A 24,647-nucleotide genomic window follows, 5' to 3' on the forward strand; every position below is an offset into this window, starting at 1 on the left:
GATGGTGGCTATGAGCGCTACCAAACTAGATGGCACACTGTACCGCGACGAGATTTTCGCCGACCTCGCCCAGCGCGTGGCCGCGCTGAAGGACAAGGGGATTACGCCCGGCCTCGCTACCGTCCTGGTCGGCGAAGACCCCGGCTCCCAGTCCTATGTGAAGATGAAGCACCGCGACTGCGAAAAGCTCGGCATCAACTCCATCCGCAAGGACCTGCCGGCCGATGTCACGCAGGAAGAACTTGAGGCCGTTATCGATGATCTCAACACCGATGATGCCTGCACCGGCTACATCGTCCAGCTCCCGCTGCCGAAGCACCTGGATGAAAACGCCATCCTCGAGCGCATCGACCCCGAAAAGGACGCCGATGGCCTGCACCCGGTTAACCTGGGCAAGCTCGTGCTCAACGAGGATGCACCCCTGCCGTGCACCCCGAACGGCTGCCTGCACCTTTTGCGACGCTTCGGCGTTGAGCTCAACGGCGCCAAGACCGTGGTCATCGGCCGCGGCGTTACCGTGGGTCGCCCCATCGGCCTGATGCTTACCCGCCGCAGCGAGAATTCCACCGTCACCCTCTGCCACACCGGCACCAAGGACCTGGCCGCCGAGACCCGCGAGGCCGATATCGTCATCGCCGCCGCCGGCCAGCCCCACATGCTCACTGCGGACATGATTAAGGAAGGCGCCGCGCTTCTCGACGTCGGAGTCTCCCGCGTCGACGGCAAGCTCACCGGCGACATCCACCCAGACTGCTGGGACAAGGCCGGATTCGTCTCGCCGAACCCGGGCGGCGTCGGCCCGCTGACCCGTGCCTTCTTGGTGCGCAATATCGTCGAGCGCGCGGAAAAGTTGGCGTGAATCTAGACAATCCGCACGACGCCGGCCTCGCACCCTCCTCGCTGCCGCCCGCCGCGCAGTGGGCAGCCATCGGGATCTTCGTGGCCGGCGTGGTCGTCTCCGGCGGCTACGCCGTCTTTGAGTACTGGCGCCGGGCCACGTTCCTCCTTGGCCTCGCCCTGCTGTGGCTCACTGTGGTCCGCCTTACCTGCGATTCCCGTCGCGTCGGCGTGCTGGCAGTGCGTTCGCGTCGCTTCGATGCCTGCTTTACCGGCCTACTCGGCGCCGTGATGGCCTTTCTGGCCTTCTCCGTGGATTCGCTCGGCAGCTAGTTATCCACAGTCTTTTGTAGAGCTTTCACCTATCTCGGCCTTAGAGGGTGTCGTTCGGGAGATTATCCACAGGCTGCCGCCCGTCACCGCGCGCCGAGTTGCGCGGCCGGTTTAGGCTCAGGGCCATGATTTCGAACTACCTGACAGCCGTGAATTCCCCGATGGTGCTCATCGAGGAGTGCGTTGGGCTGTCGGTAGAAAAGCTCGTCGATAAGGGCTTTAGCGATCGCGAGGCCGCCGAGTTTGCCCGCCTTGCCGACACCTACTTCGACCGCACTTCCTTTCGCGCCAAGCAGCGCGCCGCCCGCCGCACCACACTGCCGCTTGACGCGCTAAAAATCATCGAGCACTATGCCCAGAAGATGAAAACCCAGCGCGCGGCCTGGGCGCTGCGCGAGGAACTATGCGCTCTGCGCGTTGCTACCAGCGAGATTGAAAAGCGCGCCCGACGCCTTGTCCGCGAGGAGCGCACCACCAAGCGCTCTGAGGGCGTGCGTCTTACCCGCCGCCGCGATGACCTGTGGACGCTGACCATTACCGCCGAGTCCGAACTGGTGGCAGAGATTAATAACCATGTCTCCACCGTCGCCGATGCCCGCCGCGTCTTTTCCCAGGGTGCCGCCGCCTCCACAATCACCACCAATGTGGTGCTTACCCTCAATGAGATGGTCAAGGTCATCCACGGCGAGGACGTCACCTTGCAGCTAACCAATGGCGCGCAAATCTCCGGTGCGGACCTTGCCCGCCGCGCGCTTGCCGACGTCGGCCTTATCACCCTCATCCACCCTGTCACCGGCCCCGTAAACCTCTATCAATCGCGGCGCCGAGCTACATGGAAGCAACGCCAGATGGCGATGGCGGAAAACCCTGTGTGCCCGTGGCCCGATTGCCATACGCCAGCGGATGAATGCCAAGTCCACCACCTCACCCCGTGGCTGCTCGGTGGGGACACGAATCCCGAGAACCTCACCATGGCCTGCAAGTATCACAACGGGGTCAATGATGATGACCCTAATGCGCCGCCACGCCGCGGCCGGCTTGAGCGCCGCCCCGGCGAAGGCATCGTCTGGCGCCCGCCTTGGGCCAAGCCGCCCGAAGACGGCTGATCCCGTCCCGCCGCGTCAAGCCATAACCCCAGCGCAGCGTGCCGCACCGCTTATAGTTAGTGCGCGCTGCGCGGCTTCGGCGATCTCAGATGCAGCGAGCCTTTAAATCGAGTACTCGGTGGGATCGCCCGCCGCAGAATCGATGCCCGGGTCCGGTTGGGAAAGCGTGAGGAAATTGCGCAAGATGCGATCCATCTGGCGTGACTCGGTAAGAAAAGCGTCGTGGCCTACAGGGGAGACAATCTTCGCCATCGCCAGCAGGTTGCCGAGGTTGCGCGAGATGTGTTCCTGCTGGTGATACGGGTACAAGATGTCCGTGTCCACGCCGACGACCATGGTCGGTACCTCGGATGAGCCCAGCGCGCGGTTAAGGCCGCCGCGGCCGCGGCCGATATCGTGGCGGTTGAGCGCCTCGGTGAGGGTGACGTAGGAGCCGGCGTCAAAGCGATCGGCCAGCTTGATGCCCTGATAGTCCAGGTAGGAGTTGACGGCAAAGCGCTCATTGCGGCGGCGGTAGGGCCCGAGCGGGTTCTCGCCGGTCTGGGCCTGGACGCCGAAGCGCTCGTCGATTTCCTGCTCGCCGCGATACGTCAGGTGTGCAATGCGACGCGCGGCCGCCAGCCCCTCGCGCGGGCGCTGGGCGGAGGCGTAGTAATCGCCGCCGTGCCAGAAGGAATCCTGCTCGATGGCTGCGATTTGTGCCGACTGGATACCAATCTGCCAGGCGGAAGCGCGGGCCGATACGGCAATGACGCAAGCCGCATCAACGGCCTCGGGGTGCATCAGCGTCCATTCCAGCGTGCGCGCGCCACCCATCGAGCCGCCGATGATGGCGTGGACGTGGGTAATGCCGAGCTCGCGGAGCGCGGCACGCTCGGCCGTAACGAGGTCACGCACGGACAGCGCGGGGAAGCGCGAGCCCCAGGCACGGCCGTCGTCTGGGTGCGGGGAGGCGGGGCCGGTGGAGCCGGAGCAGCCGCCCAGTGCGTTGGTGGCGATAACGCACCACTTCGTCGTATCTAGCGCCTTGCCGGGGCCGACCAGATCCGCCCACCATTCGGCCACATTCGAGTCACCGGTCAGGGCGTGTTCAACCACAATGACATTATTGCGGCCGTGGGGATCGCCGAGGAGGTGGCCGAAGCGGTGGTAGGCAATGTGGGCGTCGGCAAGCGTGGCGCCGGCTTCGGTGTGAAAGTCGCCGATGTTAACTAAATTCATGCCAGCGCGTTAAAGCCTAGCTCGAGGTCCGCGATGATGTCATCGATGTGCTCGATGCCCACGGACAGACGGATGGTGGACTGGGTGATGCCGGCCGCGGCAAGTGCAGGCTCGTCGGACTGGGAGTGCGTGGTGGTTGCCGGGTGCACGGCCAGGGAACGGGTGTCGCCGATATTGGCGAGGTTGGAGTGGAGCTTGAGGGCGTCGATAAACGCCCAGGCTTCCTCGCGGCCGCCGTCGATGTCGAAAGAGAGCACGGAGCCGGTGTAGGCGTAGCCGAGCTTTTCCTTGGTGGCCTTGTACGGCGAAGAATCCAGGCCGGCGTAGTTGACCTTGGTGACCTTGGCGTGGTCTTCCAGGTACTCGGCAACGGCCTGGGCGTTGGCATTGTGCTTTTCGACGCGCAGCCCCACCGTCTCGATTCCATTCAGCGTCAGCCAGGCGTTGAAGGGGGAGATGGCGGCGCCGGTATCGCGCAGCAGGCCGGCGCGGGCCTTGAGCGCGAAGGCTGGGGCGCCGAGGTCGGCGTACTTCAGGCCGTGGTAGGCCTCATCCGGGGTGACGAAGTAGGGGAAGACGGGCTTGCCGTTGCGGGTGACGGTCCAGTCGAAAGAGCCGCCGTCGATAATCGCGCCGCCGATGGCCGAGCCATTGCCGGTGTAGAACTTGGTGGTGGAGACCACGACGATGTCCGCGCCGAGGTCCAGCGGCCGCGCGAGGGCGGCGGTGGCGATGGTGTTGTCCACGATGAGCGGGACCTGGTTATTGTGGGCGACTTCGGCGATGGCCGGGATATCGAGAACATCGGCCACGGGGTTGCCGAAGGTCTCGCCGTAGAAGGCCTTCGTATTCGGCTGGACGGCGTCCTGCCAGGACTGCGGGTCATCCGGGTCCTCGACGAGGGTAACGTCGATGCCCAAGCGCTTGAGCGTGACGGTAAAGAGGGTAGAAGTGCCACCGTAGAGGCGCGGGGAAGTAACGATGTGGTCGCCGGCCGAGGCGAGGTTCAAAATGGCCGCGGTTTCGGCTGCCTGGCCGGAAGCGAAGGCAATGGCCGCGACACCGCCCTCGAGGGAAGCGAGGCGTTCTTCCAGTGCGTCCTGGGTGGGGTTGGTCAGGCGGGTGTAGATAGGGCCGGCGTCGGAAAGATTGAAGCGGTTGGCCGCGTGCTCGGCGTCGTTAAAGACGTAGGAAGTGGTCTGGTAAATCGGCACGTTGCGGGCGTTGTGGTACCCGTCGAGGTTTTGGCCTGCGTGTACGGAGCGGGTAGCGAAGGACCAGTTGGAATTGGAGTTATCGTATTTCGTCGTCATGCTTGGCAAGACTAGACCAAGCGGTATATCTTGCGAACGAGTTTTGAAAAACCCGCTGGCAGAAACGAGAATAAAAATAGACCAAGCGGTCGGTGTGCGCTTGGTCTGGTGGGGTGCCTTGCTTAGCGGTGATGGTCTTGTTTCTCGAGCTGTTCGGCAATGCGGCGGGTGTTTGCGCGAGTTTCGTTGCTATTGCGCACGAGCTTGACCACGATGGCGATGATTCCGGCGAGGATAAGAAACGGAATGAGTATGAGTAGGAATTCAAGCGGGCCGAGGGACATGTATTACCTTTCTTTTATGATCCTTGGGGTTACGGTATCACTCGCGTAGGGCGGCCGCGACAGCGGAGAGGCTCGTGCGTAGTTCGGTGTCGCTAAGGTGGCCGAAGCCGAGGACGACGCCGTCTTCGGCGTCGGCGCCGCCCCAATAATCGCGCAGTGGGGTGAGTTTGATGCCGCGGGCGGCGGCGCGGGGGACCACGGCCGGGTCACACAGCAATACCGCGTGGAGGCCACCGTGGATGGGGAGGAGTTGCGTGCCATCGACGGTGCCGAGCGTTTCGGCTACCAGGTTGCGGCGGCGTTTATAGGTGCGGCGCATGCGGCCGGTGTGGCGTCGTAAAGCGCCGCTGGCAAGGTAGTGGGCGAGCGCTGCCTGGGGGATGGCGCCGACGGGTTGGCCGAAGACCTCGCGCACGCGGTCAACGGCCGGGCGCAGGCGCGGTGGGACGACGAGGTAGCCGCAGGCAATGGAGGGGGAGATGACCGAGGAGAAGGTGCCCAGCAGTACGGTGTGTTCTGGGGCGAGTGCGGCCAGGGCGGGCAGTGGCTGGCCGACGTAGCGCAGTTCGGAATCAAAGTCATCCTCGATGAGGAGGGCGTCGTGTGCGCGGGCCCATTCGACGAGTTCGGCGCGCCGGGCTGCAGGAAGTGAGCCGCCGTAGGGGTATTGGTGGCTGGGGGTGACGATGAGGGCGTCGAGATCGGCCGTGGGGACGGTGACGCCATCGGGGTCGGTGGGGATTTCCACCAACGTATGGCCGAGCGCGTGGGGCACACGGCGCAGGCTGGGGTAGCCGGGGGATTCCACGCCTACGCGCAGCTGGCGGCCGAGGGTGCGCAGGAGTACGGAGAGGCCGTCGCGGGCGCCGGCAGTGATGAGGATGCAGGCTGGGTCGACGTTAAGCCCGCGCATGTGGCGCAGGTGCGCGGCGACCTCGTGGGGCAGATCGCCGGAGGGGTCGACAGCCGCGGCGCGCCACGCGGCCCTCCATTCAGGGGTGAGGATGCCGGCGGTGTCGGGCAGACCGGGGGTCAGTGACACCAGCTCGGGTTCGGCGGCCGGTGTGGGGGCCGGCTCCGGGCGCGGGGCGCGGGCGTGGGGGAGCAGCGGGTTGATGACGGTGCCGGAACCAACCTCGGCGGTGAGGTAGCCCTCGGCTGTGAGTTGGTCGTAGGCGGTGACCACGCTGCCTCGGGAAATGCCGAGCTGCGAAGCCAAGTGGCGGGTCGAAGGAACGCGCTCGCCGGGCAGGAGGACGCCGGCGGCGACCTGAGCGCGTAGGGCTGCGGCGATTTGCACGGGCAGCGGCCGTGCATCAGAGGGATCGAGGCGAAGGGGCACGGGCCCATCATAAGTGGTCTAATCCAACACGCTGAAAATGGCTCTTGTCTTGTACCACTTGGGTGGGCCACTATGGCACCTATGACTGAACAGGTAAATGAACAAGGACGCGCTACCACGCGCGTGAAGCGAGGACTAGCCGATATGTTGAAGGGCGGCGTCATCATGGACGTCGTCACGCCGGAGCAGGCGCGCATTGCGGAGGACGCGGGTGCGTCGGCCGTGATGGCGCTGGAGCGCGTGCCGGCCGATATCCGCGCGCAGGGCGGCGTGGCCCGCATGTCTGACCCGGAGCTTATCGAGGGCATCGTCGAGGCCGTCGACATCCCCGTCATGGCCAAGGCCCGCATCGGCCACTTTGTGGAGGCACAGATCCTGGGCGAGCTGGGTGTGGACTTTATCGACGAGTCCGAGGTGCTTAGCCCGGCCGATTACGTCAACCACATCAATAAGTGGGATTTCGACGTGCCGTTCGTGTGTGGTGCGACCAACCTGGGCGAGGCGCTGCGCCGCATCACCGAAGGCGCGGCCATGATTCGCTCCAAGGGCGAGGCCGGCACCGGCGACGTCTCCGAGGCTGTGAAGCACCTGCGCACCATTAAGGCGGAAATCGCGCGCCTGCGCCACCTGGATCGAGACGAGCTCTACGTCGCGGCCAAGGAACTGCAGGCGCCGTACGACCTGGTTGCAGAGGTGGCGGAGACCGGCAAGCTCCCGGTCGTGCTCTTCGTTGCCGGTGGCGTCGCTACGCCTGCCGACGCCGCCCTTGTCCGCCAGATGGGCGCCGAAGGCGTCTTCGTGGGCTCCGGCATCTTCAAGTCCGGCAACCCGGCGGCGCGCGCGGAGGCCCTCGTGAAGGCTGCCACGCTTTACGACGACCCCGCTGAGCTCGCCAAGCTTTCCCGCGGCCTGGGCGAGGCCATGGTGGGCATCAACGTCAACGACGTGCCTGCACCGCACCGCCTGGCTGAGCGCGGATGGTAGCCACCGTCGGGGTGCTGGCGCTGCAGGGCGGCGTCGAGGAGCACCTGCGCATTCTGGACGGGCTCGGGGTGGCGACTCGCCGGGTACGAGTACCGCGCGATTTGGACGGGCTCGATGGGCTGGTGATTCCGGGCGGCGAGTCGAGTGTCATCGATAAGCTGGCGCACAGCTTCGGGCTGGCCGAGCCGCTGCGCGACGCCGCGGCCGCAGGATTGCCGGTGCTCGCGACCTGCGCGGGGCTCATTTACTGCGCCCGCGAGCTCGAAAACCCCGCGCCGGGGCAGCAGACGCTGGGGCTTATCGACGTCACCGTGCGCCGCAACGCCTTCGGCAACCAGCGCTTTTCCGAAGAGCGCACGGTTCCTGTGACGGCTGGCGAGGAAACACTCGACATCGAGGCGAGTTTCATTCGCGCGCCGCTGGTCACCCGCGTGGGCGAGGGCGTCGAGGTCATCGCGACGGTGCCGGGCGAGGACGGCGACGCGGTGGTCGGCGTGCGCCAGGGCCGCGTGACGGCGCTGAGCTTCCACCCAGAAGAAAACGGCGACGCCCGCGTGCACGCCGCCTGGCTCGACAGCTTCTAAGCATGCAGACACACCAAAGCCGCCTGCACCGGTCTCGAAGAGGCCGCCGCCAGCCATGAGCGGAACCACAGACAGCATCTTGGCGGAGGTACCCAGCTCGAGGATGGGGAAGAGGTCCGTGTTGTAGTCACGCAGCACGTTGCCGGTCACGGAGATGGTGTCCTCGCCGCGGCGGATGCGCTCGATGGAGGTCTTGGTAGCGGTGACCGGATCCTCGATGGAGATATCCAGGCCCTCGGTGTCGTGGTCCTTAAGGTACTTCTCCACCAGGGACTTGATATTGCGGTCGTGGCCGCGCTCCGGGTCGAGCCAGAAGATGGTCTTCATGCCGGACAGGCGAGCGCGGTTGACGGCGAGTTTGACCCAGTCCTGGATCGGGGCGTCCTTGGTCTGGCAGGCGCGCCAGATGTCGCCGGTCTCGACGCCGTGCTCGATCAGCACACCGCGGCGACAGCGATCCAGCGGCGGGGGATGCCGCGGGGATCAGGGCGGAAGCGGCCATCGAAATCGTGGGAGCCGGCTGCGGCAGCCTGGGCAAGCTGTTCAAGGAGGTCGGCGCGGTGGCCACTGGCGTTGGCGCGTAACCAGGCGGCATCTGCCATGATGCGCTTGCGGTTCGTTCCGGTTACAGCGCGCCGGCCTTGCCGTGCGACGGCATCGCGCCAACGCTGCAAGACCGTCTCTGGTTCGACGTGTGAGTGGGGGACCACCACTGGCTTCGCGTCCTGGGGAACGCCGAGCCAGTGGATGTGGGGGCGATCAAGACCTGGGAACACCCAGGTGTCTTCGTGGGCGAGGCCGATGAGGATCCACGGGGTGCGGCCTTGCTCCCAGGCATGGCGCTTGCGCATTCGCAGTTGCACCGTCACGCCGGCTGCACTTGCCAGCACCCGCAGGGCAGGAATGCCGAGTCTCTCAGCGGTGGGGCTGGCTTGGCAGCGCAATGGCCCTTCGTTAGTGTCAAAGACGAAGACAGGGTGCATGCCGTCATCCTCGACCCCGTGGAAAACAGCTTCGCCAAACCACCAGTCTTGCGCGGGAAAAACATTGGTGTCTGGGGTGCGGGTGCTGGCGCGGACCTGGCTCCCGCGCCCCAGCTTGCCATCAGCGGAAGCTGTGGCGTTGGTGAGCAGCAAACCGGTGCGGACGGCGTCGCGGTGCGGGAGGCCCAACTGGCCTAGTCCGGTGTCGGTGCGATAGGCCTGGATGATTTGCTGTTCGCCGCCCGGGAGCACAGTGGAGAGCTCCCAGACTTGGCCGTTGCGCTCGTCCACCATATAGGTGATCACCCCGGCATATCCTGATGCGGTGAGCAGCGGCTCCGAGGCCCACCCACGAAGTCTCAGATTCCCCACGGGGCTGTAGGTGCGGCGTGCAGTGCCAACGGCATCAAGGCTCAGCGTTCCGGTGTCATGGCCGTGGCGGAGCCGGTGGGTGGCCAATGCGGCTTCTACCAGTGCGGAAACCGCGGCCTGCGTAACGTGGCTGTCTCCGTAGCCGAGCCGGCCGGTGCCGAGGTGCCCATGCAGCACCGCGAACTGTGCGGCCAGCAGCGGCAGCTTGTGCACGCGAGCAGCTGCCACCACGCGCAACACGGCTGCCCGGTCACCGGCGGTGAGCCCGCCGAGCCCGCGGTCAAGAATCCCAGTGAGGCAAGATTCGGCGAGCTCGAGGGTGGACACCTGGTCGCGGGTCAGCGTCAGTGGAGTGTCGGCGGACTCGGAAGGTTCAGAAGGTCCGGAAGGTCCGGAAGATTCCGCGACCGTCGGCGGGCAGTTCACCAGTACCTGCGCGAGATGGAGACAGCGCGGGCTGAGCAGGCAGCCGCATTCGGCTCTATCGGGCGGAGTGAGGGTGACGGTGGCACTTCCGACAGTGATGGTGGTGCTGTCGGTACCGGTCTCGACGGTCCAGGAGTCGGGGTCAGCATTGTCGAGGCGTTTCTGCAGGCGGGCTGGAAGCGCTTCGATCGTGGCAGCGACGAAGGCCGGGTCCATGGGAGGTAGGTTGGCATGGGTCATGGATTCACCTGCTCTGCCACCCACCGTGCCAGCGCCGTCGGGGAGACAGCGGAGACAGACATGCCAGCGTTTGCAGCGCGTTGGGCGATCATCGTGTTGTAGCGTGCGGTACCTGAATCATCCAGCGCGGCGCACCCGAGGAGCCGAACACCGGAGGTGTGCATCGATTCGATGTGTGCCAGCATCTGGGACACTGATCCGCCTTCCTCGAAATCGCTGATCACTACGAGCATGGTCCGGGACGGCACAGTGACGCGTTCTTGGGCGACGGAAAGTGCACCGGCAATATTCGTGCCACCGCCGATGCGTATTTCGAGCAGCAGAGACAGAGGGTCGTCGACGTGTTCTGTGAGGTCGATGACCTGGTGGGAAAAGGCGAGGAAGGTCACCGACAAAGCGTCCACTCCGGCGAGAATGGAGGAGGTCATCGCGGCGAAGATGGTGGACGGTTCCATGGAGCCGGAGACGTCGACAAGCACGATCACGTGCCAGTCGGCGCGACGTGCAATGGGCTGGCGGAAAATTGGGGTGGCTACGACGAGCTCCGGGGTGCCGTCGGGTCCGTGCACAGCGTGGCGCAGGTTCCTGTGGATGGTGCGGGCGGCGTCCAAGCGCGGGGAGGGGCGAGTGGAAGGCCGCCACCCCTGCAGGCCACGTAGCGCCGGGCGCATTCGCGAAGCCAGCGCCTGAGAGAGCTCCGCGACCATGCGACGCAGCATCGGACGCAGTTTCGTCAGCGCTGATTCGGGCATGCCGCCGGCGAGGGTGAGGACGTCGTTGAGGAGTTCGACGGAGGCGCGGGGTTGGACGTCGAGAAGTAAATCCATGCCGAGCGGATTGCGCGAGGTGACTGCGGACGCGGCAATGTCCTCGCGTACCTCCTCGCCGAACAACTCATCGAGGTCTGAAGCCCATTCGCGTGCTGTGGGGTAGCCGGGCTCCGTGCCGCCCCGTCCGCCCAATGATGCAGTGGCGCCCCCTTCGCCGGCACCGCTGCCATAGAGCTGGTCCAGGCTGCGGGCCAAGCGGCGGTGCTGCGGATCGGTCAGTTCGTGGTGGCGCCGACCCAGCACGAGTGCCCATCGCTGCTCCGGCGTCAAGGCCGCAGAAGCAAGCCCGAGCCGCTGGAGACGCTCCCACGCGGCGAGGTCTTCGGCAGCCCAGCGGCCACGTTCTTCAGCTGGGACGTGGCTCGGGCGCACATGGTTGGCGCCAAGTGCTTCCATCAGGCGCTCGCGCTCGGCGGCAGACATCGGGTCGAAGCCAGCACGCAGCGCCGGAAGGCGCGCGATGAACAGGGCTTCTTCGAGGTCCTCGACACCGAAGCGGAGGTCGTCGAGGAGATCGCGGTCGTCCGCAAGCAAATCCGGGCTGGCGGTGATGAGGCCGGTGAGCCAGCACTCTAGATCGTGGCGGGCATCCGTACTGGCGGCACCGCGGATCCGGCCCGCGATGCTGGGCACATCGTCCAAGTGCTGGTCGAGACGCTGCAGCAGACCGGTAGCCGCGCCCTGCATGAGCGGCGAAGCAGTGGAGGCGAAGCTCCTCAGCGAGTGCGCCAGGCGCATCCCCACATCGGTGTGGCGAAGGGCGACGAGGCGACCCAATGCGCTGGCATCGGCCGGGTCATCACTGCCGCTAAGCCCGTTGACCTGGGCGACTGCGGCATCGCTGAGAATCTCCAGGGCACTGCTTATCGACGCCCCGCGTTCCACCTCCGCCATGCCTGCCACCGTGCCCTCGCCGATAGCGGCGAGCACCTCGATGGCCTCGACCAAGGCGTCAATCCCGGCGCGGGCGGGGAGTTCCTCCTTCACAACAGCGAGCCACCAATCGAATTCGCTGGCCAACCCGGCTGCCGCAGCATCAGACAAGCCGGTCACCAAGGCAGCCGTATCCGGGTCCGCGCCGGGACGCCGGGTGCGCAGCACGCCTTCCGCGGCTTGGGTGACGGTTACGCCGAAGGTGCTGACATGGGCGAGGCTGGCATTTGTTGTCACGTCGTAGTGCACTGTCCATTTTGTGCTCACCGCCTGGGCGCCGCCGAGGCCGGTCACCTCGGTGGAGGTGCCGTAGGAGATGCGGGCGACCCGGCAGCGCTGCAAGAACACCTCGCGGCGGGCATCCAACGTCTCTGACGCCGAGGAGCCGTTGGAGCGCAGTGGCGTCAAGACCAGTTCGCGCGGCGAGTCGTCAGGACCCGGTAGACGCAGGGTAGAAAGGTCTTCCTCGAATGCGAGAACCAGCCCGGACTGCGGCGTTCCGGGGGCGAGCGAGCCGCGGTCGCTGCCGATCAGAACTTCTTTGGCGGCGCGGGCCACCACACGGCCACGCCCGAGCACATCGCCTTGTGCGAAGACAGATGTGCAGGCTTCCAGCACCTCGCGACGCCCCGGCACCGGCAGCCCGCGCAATGCCGCGAGATCGAGCGCCATCCGGTGGGCCTCGCGGATTTCAGCTGGACCGCATGGGTGCCCGCAGGCGCGGATGCCCGCCGCCAATTGGGTGAGTAAACCGGCCACAGCATCCTCAAAGGCAGACACGCTATCGCCGTGGAGCAGCACGGCGCGTTGCCATCGAGGATCGCGGATGCCGGATGGGTAACCGGAACGGGAATCGAGCAGCGCGTGGGAGTAGGGGACCAGGCTCGCCGTCGTCGAGCGGGGTGCAGGCAGTGAATCGAGTAATGCGCGATCGGATTCCGCTTCAGCGTTGACGAGCTCATCGGTCAGCGCAGGACTATGCCACGCGCCGGTTACCGCGGCCACGTGTGGGCCGTGTGCTGCGCGGGCGCGCCGGATACCCTCGCGCATCGACGCCTCTCGCGCGGCTGTTTCCGTATCGACGGCTTGCTCGTGCCGGAAAGCCCATCCGAAAGCAAGGCCACTGCGGCGCACTGCTTCGGGGTCTGCGCCTGCGGAGGGGATTTCGACAAGGCGGTCCCAGGCATCGTCGGGGTGTTCGGCGCGCACGTGAGCGTCGATAAGCAAGCCCACGTTGATGCCTGCTTCTTCTGAAGCGGCGGGCCGCGCGGCGGGGGAGAGGTCCGCGCAGATCACCGGCACCCCGCGCGAGCGCGCCCACCGCACGGCGACGAGCTCCGGGCTGAAATCGGACAAGGGCCAGAAACCGGTTCGACCGTCATTGTCAGCCACTGCGAAAGCGAGCGGCGCCGCCGTCTCCGGGTGGGCGATCCACTCACACCAATCCTGCGCCTCAGTAGGCAACTCCAGCACAATCGCGTCCGGGTGAGCGGTATCCAGCGCTCGCGGCAACACGCGCGCGAGTGACGGCGAATGGTGGCGCACACCGACAAGAAAGACAGGATCGCGCGCTAGCTTATCGACGATCCCCGCAACATCCACTCCCGTCATGCCAACTCGTCGCGTTGATCCCATAGCGTGCGCCACGGTGTTGCGCCTTCTTGCGCCCGGCGGTGAACAACTGCGTCCCAGTACCCACGCAAACGGTCTGCATCTGACGCGTCGTCCTTGCGGACGACGCCGAGCAGGTGCCCAGCTACGTCGCGCAGACCGTCGCTGCGGGAGGGGAAATATGAGGCAGCCAGGGCGATCGACGTGCTCACGGAGACTGCTTCGGCAGTGGAGAGAACCGTGGTGGGCTTTTCCACCGGCCATCCTTCGCGGCTGACCCCGGCACGTAGGTCGCGGAAGGCGGTGACGAGGACTTCGACAACAACATCGTCGACAGGTGCATCGATGTGTGCGGCATCGAGCGCCCGGCGGGTCTGCGCGGTGACCAGCTCGATCTCCGCGTCAAGGTCAGCGATGGGGTGGACTGTTTCGAAGCTGAAGCGGCGCTTCAACGCTGCGCTCATTTCGGAGACGCCGTGATCGCGTAGATTCGCCGTGCCGATCAGACCGAAGCCCTCGGTGGCCGCCACCGACATATCGCCGAGCTCGGGCACCGCGATGCGTCGCTCAGATAGGAGGGAGACCAGTGAGTCCTGGACTTCCGGCAGGCAACGGGTGATCTCTTCGATGCGGGCAATGCGGCCGTGCTCCATTGCGCGCATCACTGGACTGGATACCAGCGCCTCCGGGGTGGGACCTTTGCCCAATAGCATCGCGTAGTTCCAGCCGTAGCGCAGCTGATCCTCCGTGGTACCTGCGGTGCCCTGCACCACCAAGGAGGAGGTGCCACAGATCGCCGCCGACAGCAGCTCGGAGAGCATGGATTTGGCGGTGCCCGGCTCGCCGACGAGCATCAGCCCCCGCGAGCCGGCCAGCGTGATCACGCAGCGCTCCACCAGTGCTGGGTCACCAACGTATTTCGGCGTAATGGTCAGCTTGGACCGCCCCGCCTTCAGATCCCTGCCGCCCATGATGAAGGTGACCACGGCCTGCGGCGTGAGCTTCCATCCCGGTGGCCGCGAGCCGGTGTCCCAGCGCTCTAAGAACTCGAGTTCATCGGCGAAGCGCTCCTCCGCGAGCTCGACTTGGTGTGTCATCGGCGTCTCCTCCTCGTGGTCTCCAGTTCCGCGAATTGCGGCGCGTCGTCGCTCTGGGAGCGCTCCCAGCACTTAGCGAACCATTCCGTCGGCGGCAGGGGTGCGACCGCGATGCCCAGCTGCGGCTCGAACTCTCCCTTGGGCCCAGTTTGCTCGATGCCGAATGCGGGTAGCTTCCATACCTCGATCGGGAGCTGCCCGTCTGACTTGTGCACCTTTTCTACCCATCCGCCGGGCAAGAAATAGCTGCGGCCTGAGCGGGGGCGCTTGCCTTCGACAACTTTACCGGCGGCAACGAGCTCGGAACCGGCTCGGACGATATCGGCCTTCTTCCAGGCGTTCCAGCGGCGGATATTCTTGTCCGTCGGGTCGGGCCACGCCAACAGCTGCAGGTAGTAGCGGGCCGCATCCTCACTGACTCCCAATGTGCTTGCCGCTGTCGCCACGAGATCGGGCGCGGAGACGAGCGGGTCGCGCGGCTCTCCCTTGCCCGGCTGCTTCAGCCATTCCGCGTAGGCGGTGAGGACACCGTGTGTGCGGAGGTCCACCGCCGCAACACGCATCCTGCTGGTGCCGAAAAGGCGGTCCTTTGCCCATTCGCGCGCCAGATCCAGGTCGCGGCACGGTTCCTCGACATCTGAGAGATCGACGAAGATCACATCCCCATCATATTGCTGTTCAACTGTGAACCGGCCGGCTTGCAGATCTTTGCGGTCTGTGTCGCCTTCGGCGCGTTTCGGCGCACCGATCGCGCTGCGAATTGCGTCATCGTCCTCACCGACGCCGGTGATAGCGACATTGATTGCCTCGACGCCCCGCGGGGAGTTGTGCAGCCGCTCGGCATGATCAGCCAGCGCAGGGCGCAACGGATCGGTCATATCCAGTTCACTGGCAAGCCAGATCAGAGCGCCGACCTCTTGGGCCCAGCCGTCGGCATTGTCGGTGTCGAGGTGCTGGCCAGCGGCAATGCTCTGCAGCACGTTCTCCTTCAGCATCTTTGGGATGCGCTCGGCGATGCGCGCCGGCAGCTCGGGCAGGTAGTCCGGCCCGTGCTCTGACCAGTACCGGGCCATGGCGTCGGTGTCCGGGCCCCTGGTCAGCAACTCCTCCGCATTGTCGGGCAGGCCGGCTGCCAGGATCGCCGCGAAGTGGTCGTCGAAGTTTATCAACCGGTCTCTAGCTGCTTTGAGCTCGTCGACCTTCAGCCCCATGGCCGCGCGCAAATCCTTCGGCACGAAATTAGTCTTGAAGGAGTAGAGATTAGGGAAACCAGCGGCGATCAAGTGGGCGTCGGCAAGCGGGGCGTTAGCTGCGGCGGCGAGAGCCTCGCCCACAGAGGCTGAGTACGGCTGTGGCCCGTCCTGCTCGATGCGTGCGAGCAGCATGTCGAAGACCGGTTCAAGGTCTGTGCGTGACGGCGCGATGCCAGTTCGGCTCAATAGCTCCAGGGGTGTGCCGTCCGCAGTCATCGGTTCCTCACCAGCTACACGCACAACCGGGATGATGCGGGAACCACTGCGATCAAGTCGCACCGCCCGCGGCGGCAGCTGCTTCTTGCTTCCTGGCGTATACGGCCCAGAATCGTACGATTCAAACACGAGGTTGTCGGCTGCCAGCGCTCCGGCGTCCCGCAGCACAATCCACAGCTCCTTCAGAGCCTGCACTTCGTCCGCGGTACGCCCGGGAGATGCCGCGGAAACAAGCAAGCCATCGCCGTGACCGAGCAGTTGCATCCAGTCGTTTGAGCCGAGGCCGCGGTTGTGGGTGTACCCCTTCTCAGGGACATAGCGGTCGTGCATTCCCAAGATTGCTGCGCCTTGCCAGATGTCCATCGCGTCGAAACGCTCGAGGGGAGACCACGTGAAGGGACGGAGCACGTCACGGTGCTCGGCGAACGTCGGCGCCCCGGTTAGCTCCTCCGCCCGCGTGCCGGTGTTCTCCTGCGGCCAGGTCGTCGCCGCCTCGTGTGCAACGGACGCAATCGCGTAGCGCAGCACCGGGTCGGCAATATTGAGTGCGTCGCCGACAAATTCGCACAAACGCTTATCGACGCCGCCGTCGTTCCCACGCGCCTGTTCCACCAGGGGACGGACCTCATCGGCAGTGATCTTCCGCAGCTTCTCGCTTGTCTCGGGCTCGCGCACGCGGAAGTGGTGCCACAACATCTTCGAGTGGAAGCGCGTGCCGCGCACCGCCACCGGGGTCATGTCATCCGGATCCACAACGACAGCATCTATGCGTTCATTAGTGAGAATCCACCGTCCGCCGTTGGGGCGGCGAAGTGCGCCGATGACTGTGCGCGCGTGCTCGCCGGTGACGGTGAATTCGGTTCCGTCAGCATCGACCAGCAAACAGAAATCAGGGTCGTCGGGACGGGTGAACACGGCATGCCGGTGGAATCCGTCCGCGGTGGAGAAGTGCGATCCCTCGGTCGTGTCCTCCACCGGCCGGTGCTGAGAACGCCGCGGGCCGAGCACTAAATCTGGGTGGCGGCGGCACTGCTCGGCGAACCAGTCAGGCAAACTCTCGCGGCCAGTGGCCCCGGTGGCTGGATCGACTTCTACCACATGGGAGACGTCGTCAAGCGGGGAGCGTTCGACGAGCCATACCCGGTCGCCGTCGACGAAGAAATGCTCGCTGCCGCTCGCCAAGGTGGAATGGCCGGGGCGCATCATCGTGTCGGCGCCGAAGATACGCGCGCCGGGCACCGGGACCGAGGCGGTGAGACCGTCGTACGAAAAATGTTTCCATGCGCTGGACATGCCCTTGGGGGTATCGTCCCACCACAGCCGCGGATTCGAGTTGGTGTAGGTGGCGAGGCCGAATTGGCCGTCGATTTCCACGGCGCTAAAGAGCTTCTCGCCGGTCCAGTTGGGAATCTCGGTGGCGGTGCGGCCGCGCAGGTAGGTAGCGCGGGTATCTTCTCTCACGATGACGCCGGGCCAACAATCTGCGGGGTCTCGCCACAAAGAGAGCTGAATCGGCTCCCCGTACTTCCCGTCGAACTGCTCCAATTCAGGCCAGCCGAGCTCATCGGGCAGGCCGCGGCGTAAGGATTCAGCCAAAGGCACGGCCGGATCGCGGTGAATCGCACGCACCCGGTCGAGAAGCGACTGAATCTCCTCGTCGTCGACGAGCTCGAAGCCGCGGACGAATGTGGTGGCGTACGTGAGGTGGTCGACGGTCGGCACTCCCGCTTCAAGCTTGTCGACGATCCCCGTGAGCAGCTCCACCACCAACGTCCTGACGTGCGGGTCGGCGGTGAGCACTTCCACGACCTCGGGATGGCCCATCGCATTCTTGATCCCCAGAATGACAGCTCCTCGCAGCGATTCGTCCGCCATGAGGTGAGGCAGCGGTGCGCGCTCTGGAAGGCGTGCCCACCTGGCGAGGTCGACGTCCGGTTGCACTGGTGCGTGAGAGAACGAGAAGGTCAGTCCGTTCGCGAGAACCTGCTCGACGGCTGACGCGGGCAGGAAATGGAGACGGTCTTTAGGCACGGTGACGGTGCTGAGACCTGCATGGGGGAGGATGTCCGCGAGAACCGGTGCCAACTGGGTCGAGGACGTATGCGGCCATTTCGTCCACTGCGACTCAAACAGGAGGAGGCCGGGCACGAAGTCCGGGTGCACGCCGTCTTTGACCACGTCGAGCGCGCCCGCGGCATCCAGCAGGTGCAGCCACGGGTCGGTGTCCACGTTCCGCGGGAACAGGGTGAGCAGGCGGTCAGTGAGCGAGGGGTCGTCCTCGACGGCGCGGCAGATAGCCTTCTCGTAGTTCTTCCAGAAATGCGCGCCGGCCAGGTGGATCGACGGGGCGCGCAGCAGGTCGCGCACGACGCCGACTTCCTCCTCAGCGGTGTCTAAGTCAGCGGCCTTCGCCAGTTTCGCCAGCTCTTTCTTCATGCCGGCGTGCGGGCTCATCCCGCCACGCACGCGCTCCACGCACAAGGTGCGGTACGCGCGGTACGCCTCCTCCGGTTCGAGCTGTTCCGCCAGTCGTTTCGCCTCGTTGCCCAGTTCCTTGGTGCTCAGCGCTCCGGCGTAGGCGAATTCCAAGACGGCTTCGGCGTGGCGGGTTTCGTCGATCGGCAGCGAATGGCGGCGTTCCGCGTCGCGTGCCTGCGTGAACATCTGCGCGGCGAGCTTACCGTTATCCGCGGCGATAAAGATCCGCCCGGCTTCCTCGAAGAAGGTGGGGAGGAAGTGCGGCGCGCTGTTGTCGAGTTTGTCGGCTAAAGCGGCTATCGAGTCCTTGAATTGCTTCGGCTTGCTGCCCGCGTATTTGCCTGCGCGCTCCAAATCGGCGACAAGGTTGAGCGCGTGATGCGCGTTCTCGGGGTCGTTGAGAATCGGCCAGGCGGGAAAGCCGATCGCCCGCCGCCGTGTGTGGCCCACCTCTACACGGCCGGCCGGCTCGAGCCCGGTGACTCCGAGCGCCAATTCTTCGGCTTCTGCCAGCGGCTCGGGTGCGAGCTGAACGATCGTGCGGCCGGAAAGTGCTGCGTGGGTGAATGACGCCGCCACGAGCGGCACCGAGCTGTCCGTCGCATTCTTCGTGATGCCCCCAAGGTTAAGGCGTGTGCTGTCCTCGAATGTCATCGGCGACTCCTACGGTTCGTTTCCAATTCTTCGAATTGCGGCGCGTCCTCGCCCTGGGAGCGCTCCCAACAGGCAGTGAACCATTCCGATGGCGGTAGTGGAGCCACCGACACATTGAGAAGAGGTTCGGCCTTGCTGCGTGCGCCTAATTTGAAAATGCCAAAGGGCTCCGTCTTCCACGTTTCGATCGGTAGGTGCGGAGGCTGTCCTTCCGTCCATCCGCCAGGCAAGAAGTACTTTCTTTTGGCGCGGGACCGTTTCGCCTCAACGACGACTCCAGCATCAATCAACTCAGCGCCGGCGTTGGTGATGTCGGCTTTCTTCCATTCGTTCCAACGGCGCACATTCGCGTCCGTCGGGTCCGGCCACGCAAGAAGCTGCAGGTAGTACGCGGCGGCATTCTCGCTCACGTGCAAAGCGGAGGCCGCTTCTTCCACGAGCTCGGGCACGACGGCGCGCGGATCGTGCGGATCGCCGTCGCCTGGTTCGCGCAGCCACTTCGCGTAGGCAGACAAACTGCCCTGCAAGAATAGTTTCAGCGCCCAGAGGTCATCTGTGGAGGTGACGCACATGAGCGCAAGTTCGAGGGCCTGCTGCAGATCAGGATCATCAGCGTCGGTGATGTCGCTCAGATTGACGCTGATTGAGCCGGCACCGGGCCAGGCTCCCTCTGTAAATGTGAAGCGTCCTGATTGATAGATTGGATCGTCGGGGTCTTCGAATCTTCTGGTGGGCACGTTGAGCCTGCGGGCGGTATCCCAGTACGAAGCCAGAACGCCGACATTAAGATCTTGCCGTTTTTCAGGGGAATCGTGCAGTTTCTCGGCGACATCGGCTAAGTTGCTGCGAACTGGGTCGGACATGTCGACCTCGGTGGCCAGCCAGAGCACCGATTCGACCCTCGAGTCCCAATAGTCGTCGTGTTTTCCGTTGAGGACATTCAGAAGGGTTTCTGTGGATAGGTTGTTCGGCTTTCGGTCCGCGAGGTCCGCCGGCAGCTGCAGAGGAGCAGCCGGACCATGCTCTGACCAGTACTCGGCCATTGTCTGAACATCTAGGCCGTTGTCCAGAACCCATTCGGCGTCGTCGGGAACGCCTGCGGCGAGCACGCGCAAGAAGTACTCGTCGAAACTGCTCAACCTGCTTCTGGCTTCATTTGCTTCAGCAGCCTTGATTCCCATTGCAGTGCGCACTTCCTTGGGCATGAAGTTCGCTTCGTATGTGTGGAAGTTCGGGAATCCGGCCATGATCAAATGCGCTTCAGCCACAGGAGCTCCGGTGGCCGCGGCGAAAGCTTCACCAGGCTCTGGCGACCACGATTGCGGGCCGTTGTCACGGAGACGCTCGATGAGTGCGTCGAAAACTGGCTCAAGATCCGTGCGAGATGGCTTGACTACCCGCCGGCTTTCAAGCTCGAGGGTATGTCCGTCAATGGTGATGGGGTCTCCTCCGTCTGCACGCGCGACCATGAACTCATTCCCGTAGTACTTTCCTGCGGGCAGCGTCAGCGGCGGGAACTTCGTATGGAGTTCCCGATAGCGTCCGTTGTTCAACAGGTGATCGATGGTCAAGTGCTCAGCCGACAGGAGATTCGCATCCCGCAGCAGAACCCACAGCTCCTTAAGGGCGTGGGCTTCCTCGAGCGTGCGGCCAGGCATGGCAGCGAGCGCAAGCAATGCGTCGGCACAGCCGAGCAGCTCCATCCAGTTATTCTCACTGACCCTCCAGGAATCCGGCTTCGGCGGCAATTCTCTGTCGGTCAAGCCGAGCCTTGCTGCCCCGTGCCAGACGCTGAGAGCGTCGATATCGTCCCACCGGTGAACCATGGCTGAAAGGAGGATATCTTTGTGCTTTTGAATAGCAAGTGTTCTGGTCACAGCTGCATCCGGCGATATCCGAACCTCCGGCCACGACTGCGCAAGGGCTGCGGCATGCTGCGCGATTGCGTGGTTCACCACATCTTTATCGATGCCCAGGAGCTGTCCGACGGTATCGGCAGGATCATCGTCGACGTCGAAATCAGTACAGCGCTCAAGCACTATGCGCAGGTCATCGGCTGTGATCGTGCGTAGCTTCGCACTGACCTCAAGGTTACGGTGCCTGGTGTGGTGCCACCACATCCCGCTGCTGAACCCGAGGCCGTAGGAAAGCGTGGGCATTCCATCCGACGGGTCGATCACCCACGTGCCCTGTCTCGATGTCGACAGAATGCGTGGCTGCCCATTGGGCAAGCGAATGACGCCGAAGACCGAGCGAGCGAGCTCGCCCGTCACCGTGTATTCGGTGCCGTCCGCGTCGACAATGAGGGCGAACTCTGGGTCGCCCTCCCGGCGGAAGACCGCGTGCCGGTGGTAGCCGTCCGCCGTGGAAAACCGTGAGTTTTCCGTCTCCTCGCAAACAGGCCGGAGCTGGGAGAAGCCTGGTTTGAAAACGAGGTCGGGGTGGCGGCGGCATTGCTGCTCAAACCAGTCAGGCATTGATTCGCTGCCGGGTGCCCCGGTGTCGGGGTCAATCTCGATGATCTTCTCTTCGTCATTGAGCACCCAGAAACGGCCACCTTCAACGAAGATCTGTCTGGTGTTGAAGCTCCATGCAGGCTGGTCGGGCCGTACGACTACCCTCTCTCCGAGGAGACGACCGCCGGGAACAGGGACAGAGGCCTGGAGACCTGCAGTGTGAGGGAAATACGACACCTTGATATCTAACGGTTCACGCGCACCAGACCAGCTGATTTTGGTCCCGTTAGCGGAACGGTGCCGGGTCACAATAGCAATTTGGCCGTCGGCTTCGGTGACGTCCTTGATCGGTTCACCCGTCCAATTCTGAATCTCGGTGGTGGACTCGCCGACGACAAGAGCAAGCTGCTTGTCGTTGTACACCAGGACACCGGGCCAGCAATCCTTCGTTCCTACCCAGTGATTCGGGTCATTTTCATATTTTTCCCCGTAAGCAATCTCGAACTCGGGCCAACCCAGCTCTTCTGGCAGGCCGCGTCGCAGAGTCTCCGCAAGCACCTCGGCGAGGTTTCCGTGGTATGCCCGGACCCGGTCGAGCAGGGCTTGGATCTCGGTGTCGTCGACGAATTCAAAGTGGCGGACGAAGTCGGTTACCACGGTCAAACGGTTCGTCGTCGGCGGTGCCGACTCTAAGGACTCGACCCGCTCCGCGAGCAGCTCGACCACCACGGGATGGAGGTGCGAGTCGGTGGCGATGATGGTGATCTCGTCGGAGTGTCCAAGGGCCCGCTCGATGCCCTGGAACAGGTATTTACGCAGTTGTTTGCTGGTAGCAAGGTGGGGGAGTGGAGACCGTTTCTCACGGCTCGCCCAGGTTTTGAGGTCGATGTAGGCCAGGCGAAAATTGTTAGTGAAATCGATGGCAACGTCATGGCTTAGCAACTGCTCCCACGCTTCTGCGGGGATTTTGCCTAGCCAACCGTCCGGCACAGCGATAGCTGTGCAGCCGGCGTGGGGAAGAATCTCGTCGAGCAGCGGAGCGAGTTTCTCTTTGCTATCCGTGCCCCACAAGATTCGAGTGGCTAGTCCGACAATACGCTGAACGAAATCAGGGTGCTCGCCCTGCTTGACGAGCTCGATAGCCTCGCTGCCGCGGAGAATATCGATCCAGTCGTCGACTTTGATTTCCGCCGGCGACATCGTCAACAAGTGGGCTTGCAGCGTCTCGTCCTGTTTGGCCGCTGTGCGGATCGCGGTCTTGTAATCTATCCAGAACTTCTGATTAGCGCGCAGGATGGAGGGTACCCGCAGCAGAACTGCGGCCAGTGCGGTTTCCTCGTCGGCGGGGTTCAGTCCCGCCGCTTTGGCCAGCTTCGCCAGATCTTTCTTCATCCCGGAATAGGGAGTGAGGCCACCGCGGACACGTTCCAGGCACAGTGTGCGGAACCGCTCGTATGCCTCTACAGGTTCCAACCGCTCAGCCAGCTGCGTGGACTCCGCAGTGAGTTCCTTCACGGAGACCGCCCCCGCAAAGGCGAATTCCATCATGACGTCACGGTGGCGCTCTTCGTCGATAAGCAATGCGTGCCGGCGCTCAACTTCGCGCGCCTTCGTGAACATCTGCGATGCGTACGACGTGTTTCCCGCTTCCAAGAAGATGCGGCCGGCTTCTTCCAGGAATGTCGGCAGAAAGTGTGGGGCGCTGGCATCGAGTTTGTCTGCGAGTGTGTTGATCTCTGTCTTCACCGCACTCGGCTTGGATCGGGCTCGCTTGGAAAGTCGTTTCAAGTCGGCGACGAGGTCGAGCGCATGCTGCGCATTGTCAGGATCGTTGAGGATCGGCCACTCAGGGAAACCGACTGCGCGCCGGCGAACATGACCGACATGAGTCTGCTCTTCCATCTCAAGTCCCGTGACTGCGAGGGCGGCTCTCTCTGCTTCCAGCAGCGGCTCGGGAACGAGTCTGACAATGGTGCGCTCTGGCAGCAGGCGGTGCGTGAAAGTCGCAGCGACGAGCGGAGACGAGGCAGAATCGGATGACTGGGTAATACCTCCTTGCACGAGGCGGGTGTGGGTATCACTCATTGTCGCCGTCCTCAATGGTGCGGCCAGCGTAGATTTGCGTGGCCATACGCACACCTTCGCTGTAGGCGACGGGGCCAACCTTGCACACAGGGACGACCTTGCCGTCGATCTCCCACGACAGCTCGCCTGTGTACGTCTCCACTTCGGGATCCCCTTCTGCGCCGAGCCAGTATGCTGCCTCCACAACATGGCCGCCTTCGTAGATGCAGGTTGCCGCATACCCGCCCTTGATGCTGTACCCGAGCGAGCGGGCGTGCCCTGTTGCGAAGCGGACCTGTTCGAAGTACGCGTCTTCCCAGGTACGCAGGGCTGTGGTTGCCTCGTCCGGCAGCGGATCGGGCATCGTGTACACCGCGCGCTGGAGCTGGTCGAAGCGCTGTTCCACGCCGAGATCCGCGGCGAATTCGCGTAGCTCGTCCAGATCGTCCAGCAGCACTGGGTGCGGGATGAGAATCTCAGTTTCTTCGATGGTGCGGGTTTCGCCGTCCAAGTCCACGATACCGAGCTTTACTTGTCCGTCCTCTTCGGTCGCGTTCCGCAGGAAGCCTGTCTCGCCGTCACCGTCCGCGGGTTGGATGATGAGGTCGCGCAGCCAGGACTGCCACGCTTCATCTGGCCACACTGCCGCAATGACAGTAGCGGGAACTGGTAACGAGCGCAGCAGCCATGTTTCTACCTGGGTGCCGCATTCTTCGTCGTGGCTTTTTAGCCACGTGAGCAGGTTGTCCAGCTCGAAGTATTCCTCGGTCTTCTTCACCTTCGCGGGCACGGATTTCAGCTGTTTGCCTTTTGCATTGCGGGCATGGATTGCACCGTCATCAATAGTTAGGGCATAGCCGCCGGTCACGTCGATCCATGTGGATTCTGCAGGAGTGCTCATGCCAGTGAATGTACCGGAATTCACATTTGTTAGTGGTGGGGTAAGCAGCAAAAGGGTGTGCCCACCCGGCCGGTCCCCGGCGTGCCACCGAGGAAAACTCACAAACCAAAACCCCGGCCGCCGTTCGGA

At 64.2% G+C, this 24,647-nt stretch carries 15 protein-coding genes and 1 pseudogene; 5 read left to right on the forward strand and 11 right to left on the reverse strand.

Translation table 11 applies throughout. From position 1 onward, the window contains the following. Nucleotides 1-10 precede the first annotated feature (10 nt). The 3 genes from MHY13_RS01655 (at nucleotide 11) to MHY13_RS01665 (ending at nucleotide 2,276) form a co-directional block, all read left to right on the forward strand. Nucleotides 11-859 (forward strand): bifunctional methylenetetrahydrofolate dehydrogenase/methenyltetrahydrofolate cyclohydrolase, encoded by an 849-nt coding sequence (locus MHY13_RS01655; protein WP_239280256.1) that lies wholly within the window; start codon nucleotides 11-13, stop codon nucleotides 857-859. After that, on the forward strand, nucleotides 856-1,170 hold the full coding sequence (locus MHY13_RS01660; RefSeq protein WP_239280258.1) for a DUF3017 domain-containing protein: 315 nt from the start codon (nucleotides 856-858) through the stop codon (nucleotides 1,168-1,170). The genes MHY13_RS01655 and MHY13_RS01660 overlap by 4 nt, the downstream gene beginning before the upstream one ends. Nucleotides 1,171-1,295: 125 nt before the next feature. After that, nucleotides 1,296-2,276 (forward strand): HNH endonuclease signature motif containing protein, encoded by a 981-nt coding sequence (locus tag MHY13_RS01665; RefSeq protein WP_239280260.1) that lies wholly within the window; start codon nucleotides 1,296-1,298, stop codon nucleotides 2,274-2,276. Between the two features lie 102 nt (nucleotides 2,277-2,378). Here MHY13_RS01665 and MHY13_RS01670 read toward each other — a convergent pair whose 3' ends face one another. From MHY13_RS01670 to MHY13_RS01685, 4 genes are all read right to left on the reverse strand, one after another. Beyond that, nucleotides 2,379-3,497 carry a homoserine O-acetyltransferase gene (locus MHY13_RS01670; protein WP_239280262.1) on the reverse strand — a complete coding sequence of 373 codons (1,119 nt, stop codon included), beginning with the start codon at nucleotides 3,495-3,497 and terminating at the stop codon, nucleotides 2,379-2,381. Continuing rightward, nucleotides 3,494-4,810, reverse strand: coding sequence for an O-acetylhomoserine/O-acetylserine sulfhydrylase (locus MHY13_RS01675; RefSeq protein WP_239280264.1), 1,317 nt, complete (start codon nucleotides 4,808-4,810; stop codon nucleotides 3,494-3,496). The genes MHY13_RS01670 and MHY13_RS01675 overlap by 4 nt, the downstream gene beginning before the upstream one ends. A 122-nt stretch (nucleotides 4,811-4,932) precedes the next feature. Next, complete coding sequence (locus MHY13_RS01680) at nucleotides 4,933-5,094, reverse strand: hypothetical protein (protein WP_239280266.1); 162 nt, start codon at nucleotides 5,092-5,094, stop codon at nucleotides 4,933-4,935. A 37-nt stretch (nucleotides 5,095-5,131) separates the two neighbouring features. Then, nucleotides 5,132-6,436: a PLP-dependent aminotransferase family protein gene (locus MHY13_RS01685; RefSeq protein ID WP_239280268.1), complete on the reverse strand. Its 1,305-nt coding sequence runs from the start codon at nucleotides 6,434-6,436 to the stop codon at nucleotides 5,132-5,134. Nucleotides 6,437-6,517: 81 nt separating this feature from the next. On the opposite strand from MHY13_RS01685, the gene pdxS reads away from it, so the two are divergent. Both pdxS and pdxT read left to right on the forward strand, forming a co-directional pair. Continuing rightward, a complete protein-coding gene (gene pdxS / locus MHY13_RS01690; protein WP_239280270.1) occupies nucleotides 6,518-7,420 on the forward strand; it encodes a pyridoxal 5'-phosphate synthase lyase subunit PdxS in 903 nt (300 codons plus the stop codon). Further along, nucleotides 7,414-8,004: a pyridoxal 5'-phosphate synthase glutaminase subunit PdxT gene (pdxT, locus tag MHY13_RS01695; protein WP_239280465.1), complete on the forward strand. Its 591-nt coding sequence runs from the start codon at nucleotides 7,414-7,416 to the stop codon at nucleotides 8,002-8,004. Before pdxS ends, pdxT begins: the two co-directional genes overlap by 7 nt. Before the next feature lie 18 nt (nucleotides 8,005-8,022). On the opposite strand, the pseudogene MHY13_RS01700 reads toward pdxT, so the two are convergent. From MHY13_RS01700 to MHY13_RS01730, 7 genes and pseudogenes are all read right to left on the reverse strand, one after another. Continuing rightward, nucleotides 8,023-8,445, reverse strand: a pseudogene (locus MHY13_RS01700) (NADP-dependent isocitrate dehydrogenase); the annotation flags it as partial. Continuing rightward, nucleotides 8,439-10,025, reverse strand: coding sequence for a hypothetical protein (locus tag MHY13_RS01705; protein ID WP_239280272.1), 1,587 nt, complete (start codon nucleotides 10,023-10,025; stop codon nucleotides 8,439-8,441). The pseudogene MHY13_RS01700 and the gene MHY13_RS01705, both read right to left, overlap by 7 nt. Next, nucleotides 10,022-13,399 carry a DUF5682 family protein gene (locus MHY13_RS01710; RefSeq protein WP_239280274.1) on the reverse strand — a complete coding sequence of 1,126 codons (3,378 nt, stop codon included), beginning with the start codon at nucleotides 13,397-13,399 and terminating at the stop codon, nucleotides 10,022-10,024. Before MHY13_RS01710 ends, MHY13_RS01705 begins: the two co-directional genes overlap by 4 nt. After that, nucleotides 13,396-14,496 carry an AAA family ATPase gene (locus tag MHY13_RS01715; RefSeq protein ID WP_239280276.1) on the reverse strand — a complete coding sequence of 367 codons (1,101 nt, stop codon included), beginning with the start codon at nucleotides 14,494-14,496 and terminating at the stop codon, nucleotides 13,396-13,398. The genes MHY13_RS01710 and MHY13_RS01715 overlap by 4 nt, the downstream gene beginning before the upstream one ends. Beyond that, on the reverse strand, nucleotides 14,493-19,097 hold the full coding sequence (locus MHY13_RS01720; protein ID WP_239280278.1) for a hypothetical protein: 4,605 nt from the start codon (nucleotides 19,095-19,097) through the stop codon (nucleotides 14,493-14,495). Before MHY13_RS01720 ends, MHY13_RS01715 begins: the two co-directional genes overlap by 4 nt. After that, nucleotides 19,094-23,638, reverse strand: coding sequence for a hypothetical protein (locus tag MHY13_RS01725; RefSeq protein WP_239280280.1), 4,545 nt, complete (start codon nucleotides 23,636-23,638; stop codon nucleotides 19,094-19,096). The genes MHY13_RS01720 and MHY13_RS01725 overlap by 4 nt, the downstream gene beginning before the upstream one ends. Next, nucleotides 23,631-24,518, reverse strand: coding sequence for a DUF4132 domain-containing protein (locus MHY13_RS01730; protein WP_239280289.1), 888 nt, complete (start codon nucleotides 24,516-24,518; stop codon nucleotides 23,631-23,633). The genes MHY13_RS01725 and MHY13_RS01730 overlap by 8 nt, the downstream gene beginning before the upstream one ends. Between the last annotated feature and the right edge of the window lie 129 nt (nucleotides 24,519-24,647).

The organism is Corynebacterium sp. ACRPE, from assembly GCF_022347435.1.
Lineage (GTDB): Bacteria > Actinomycetota > Actinomycetes > Mycobacteriales > Mycobacteriaceae > Corynebacterium > Corynebacterium tuberculostearicum_D.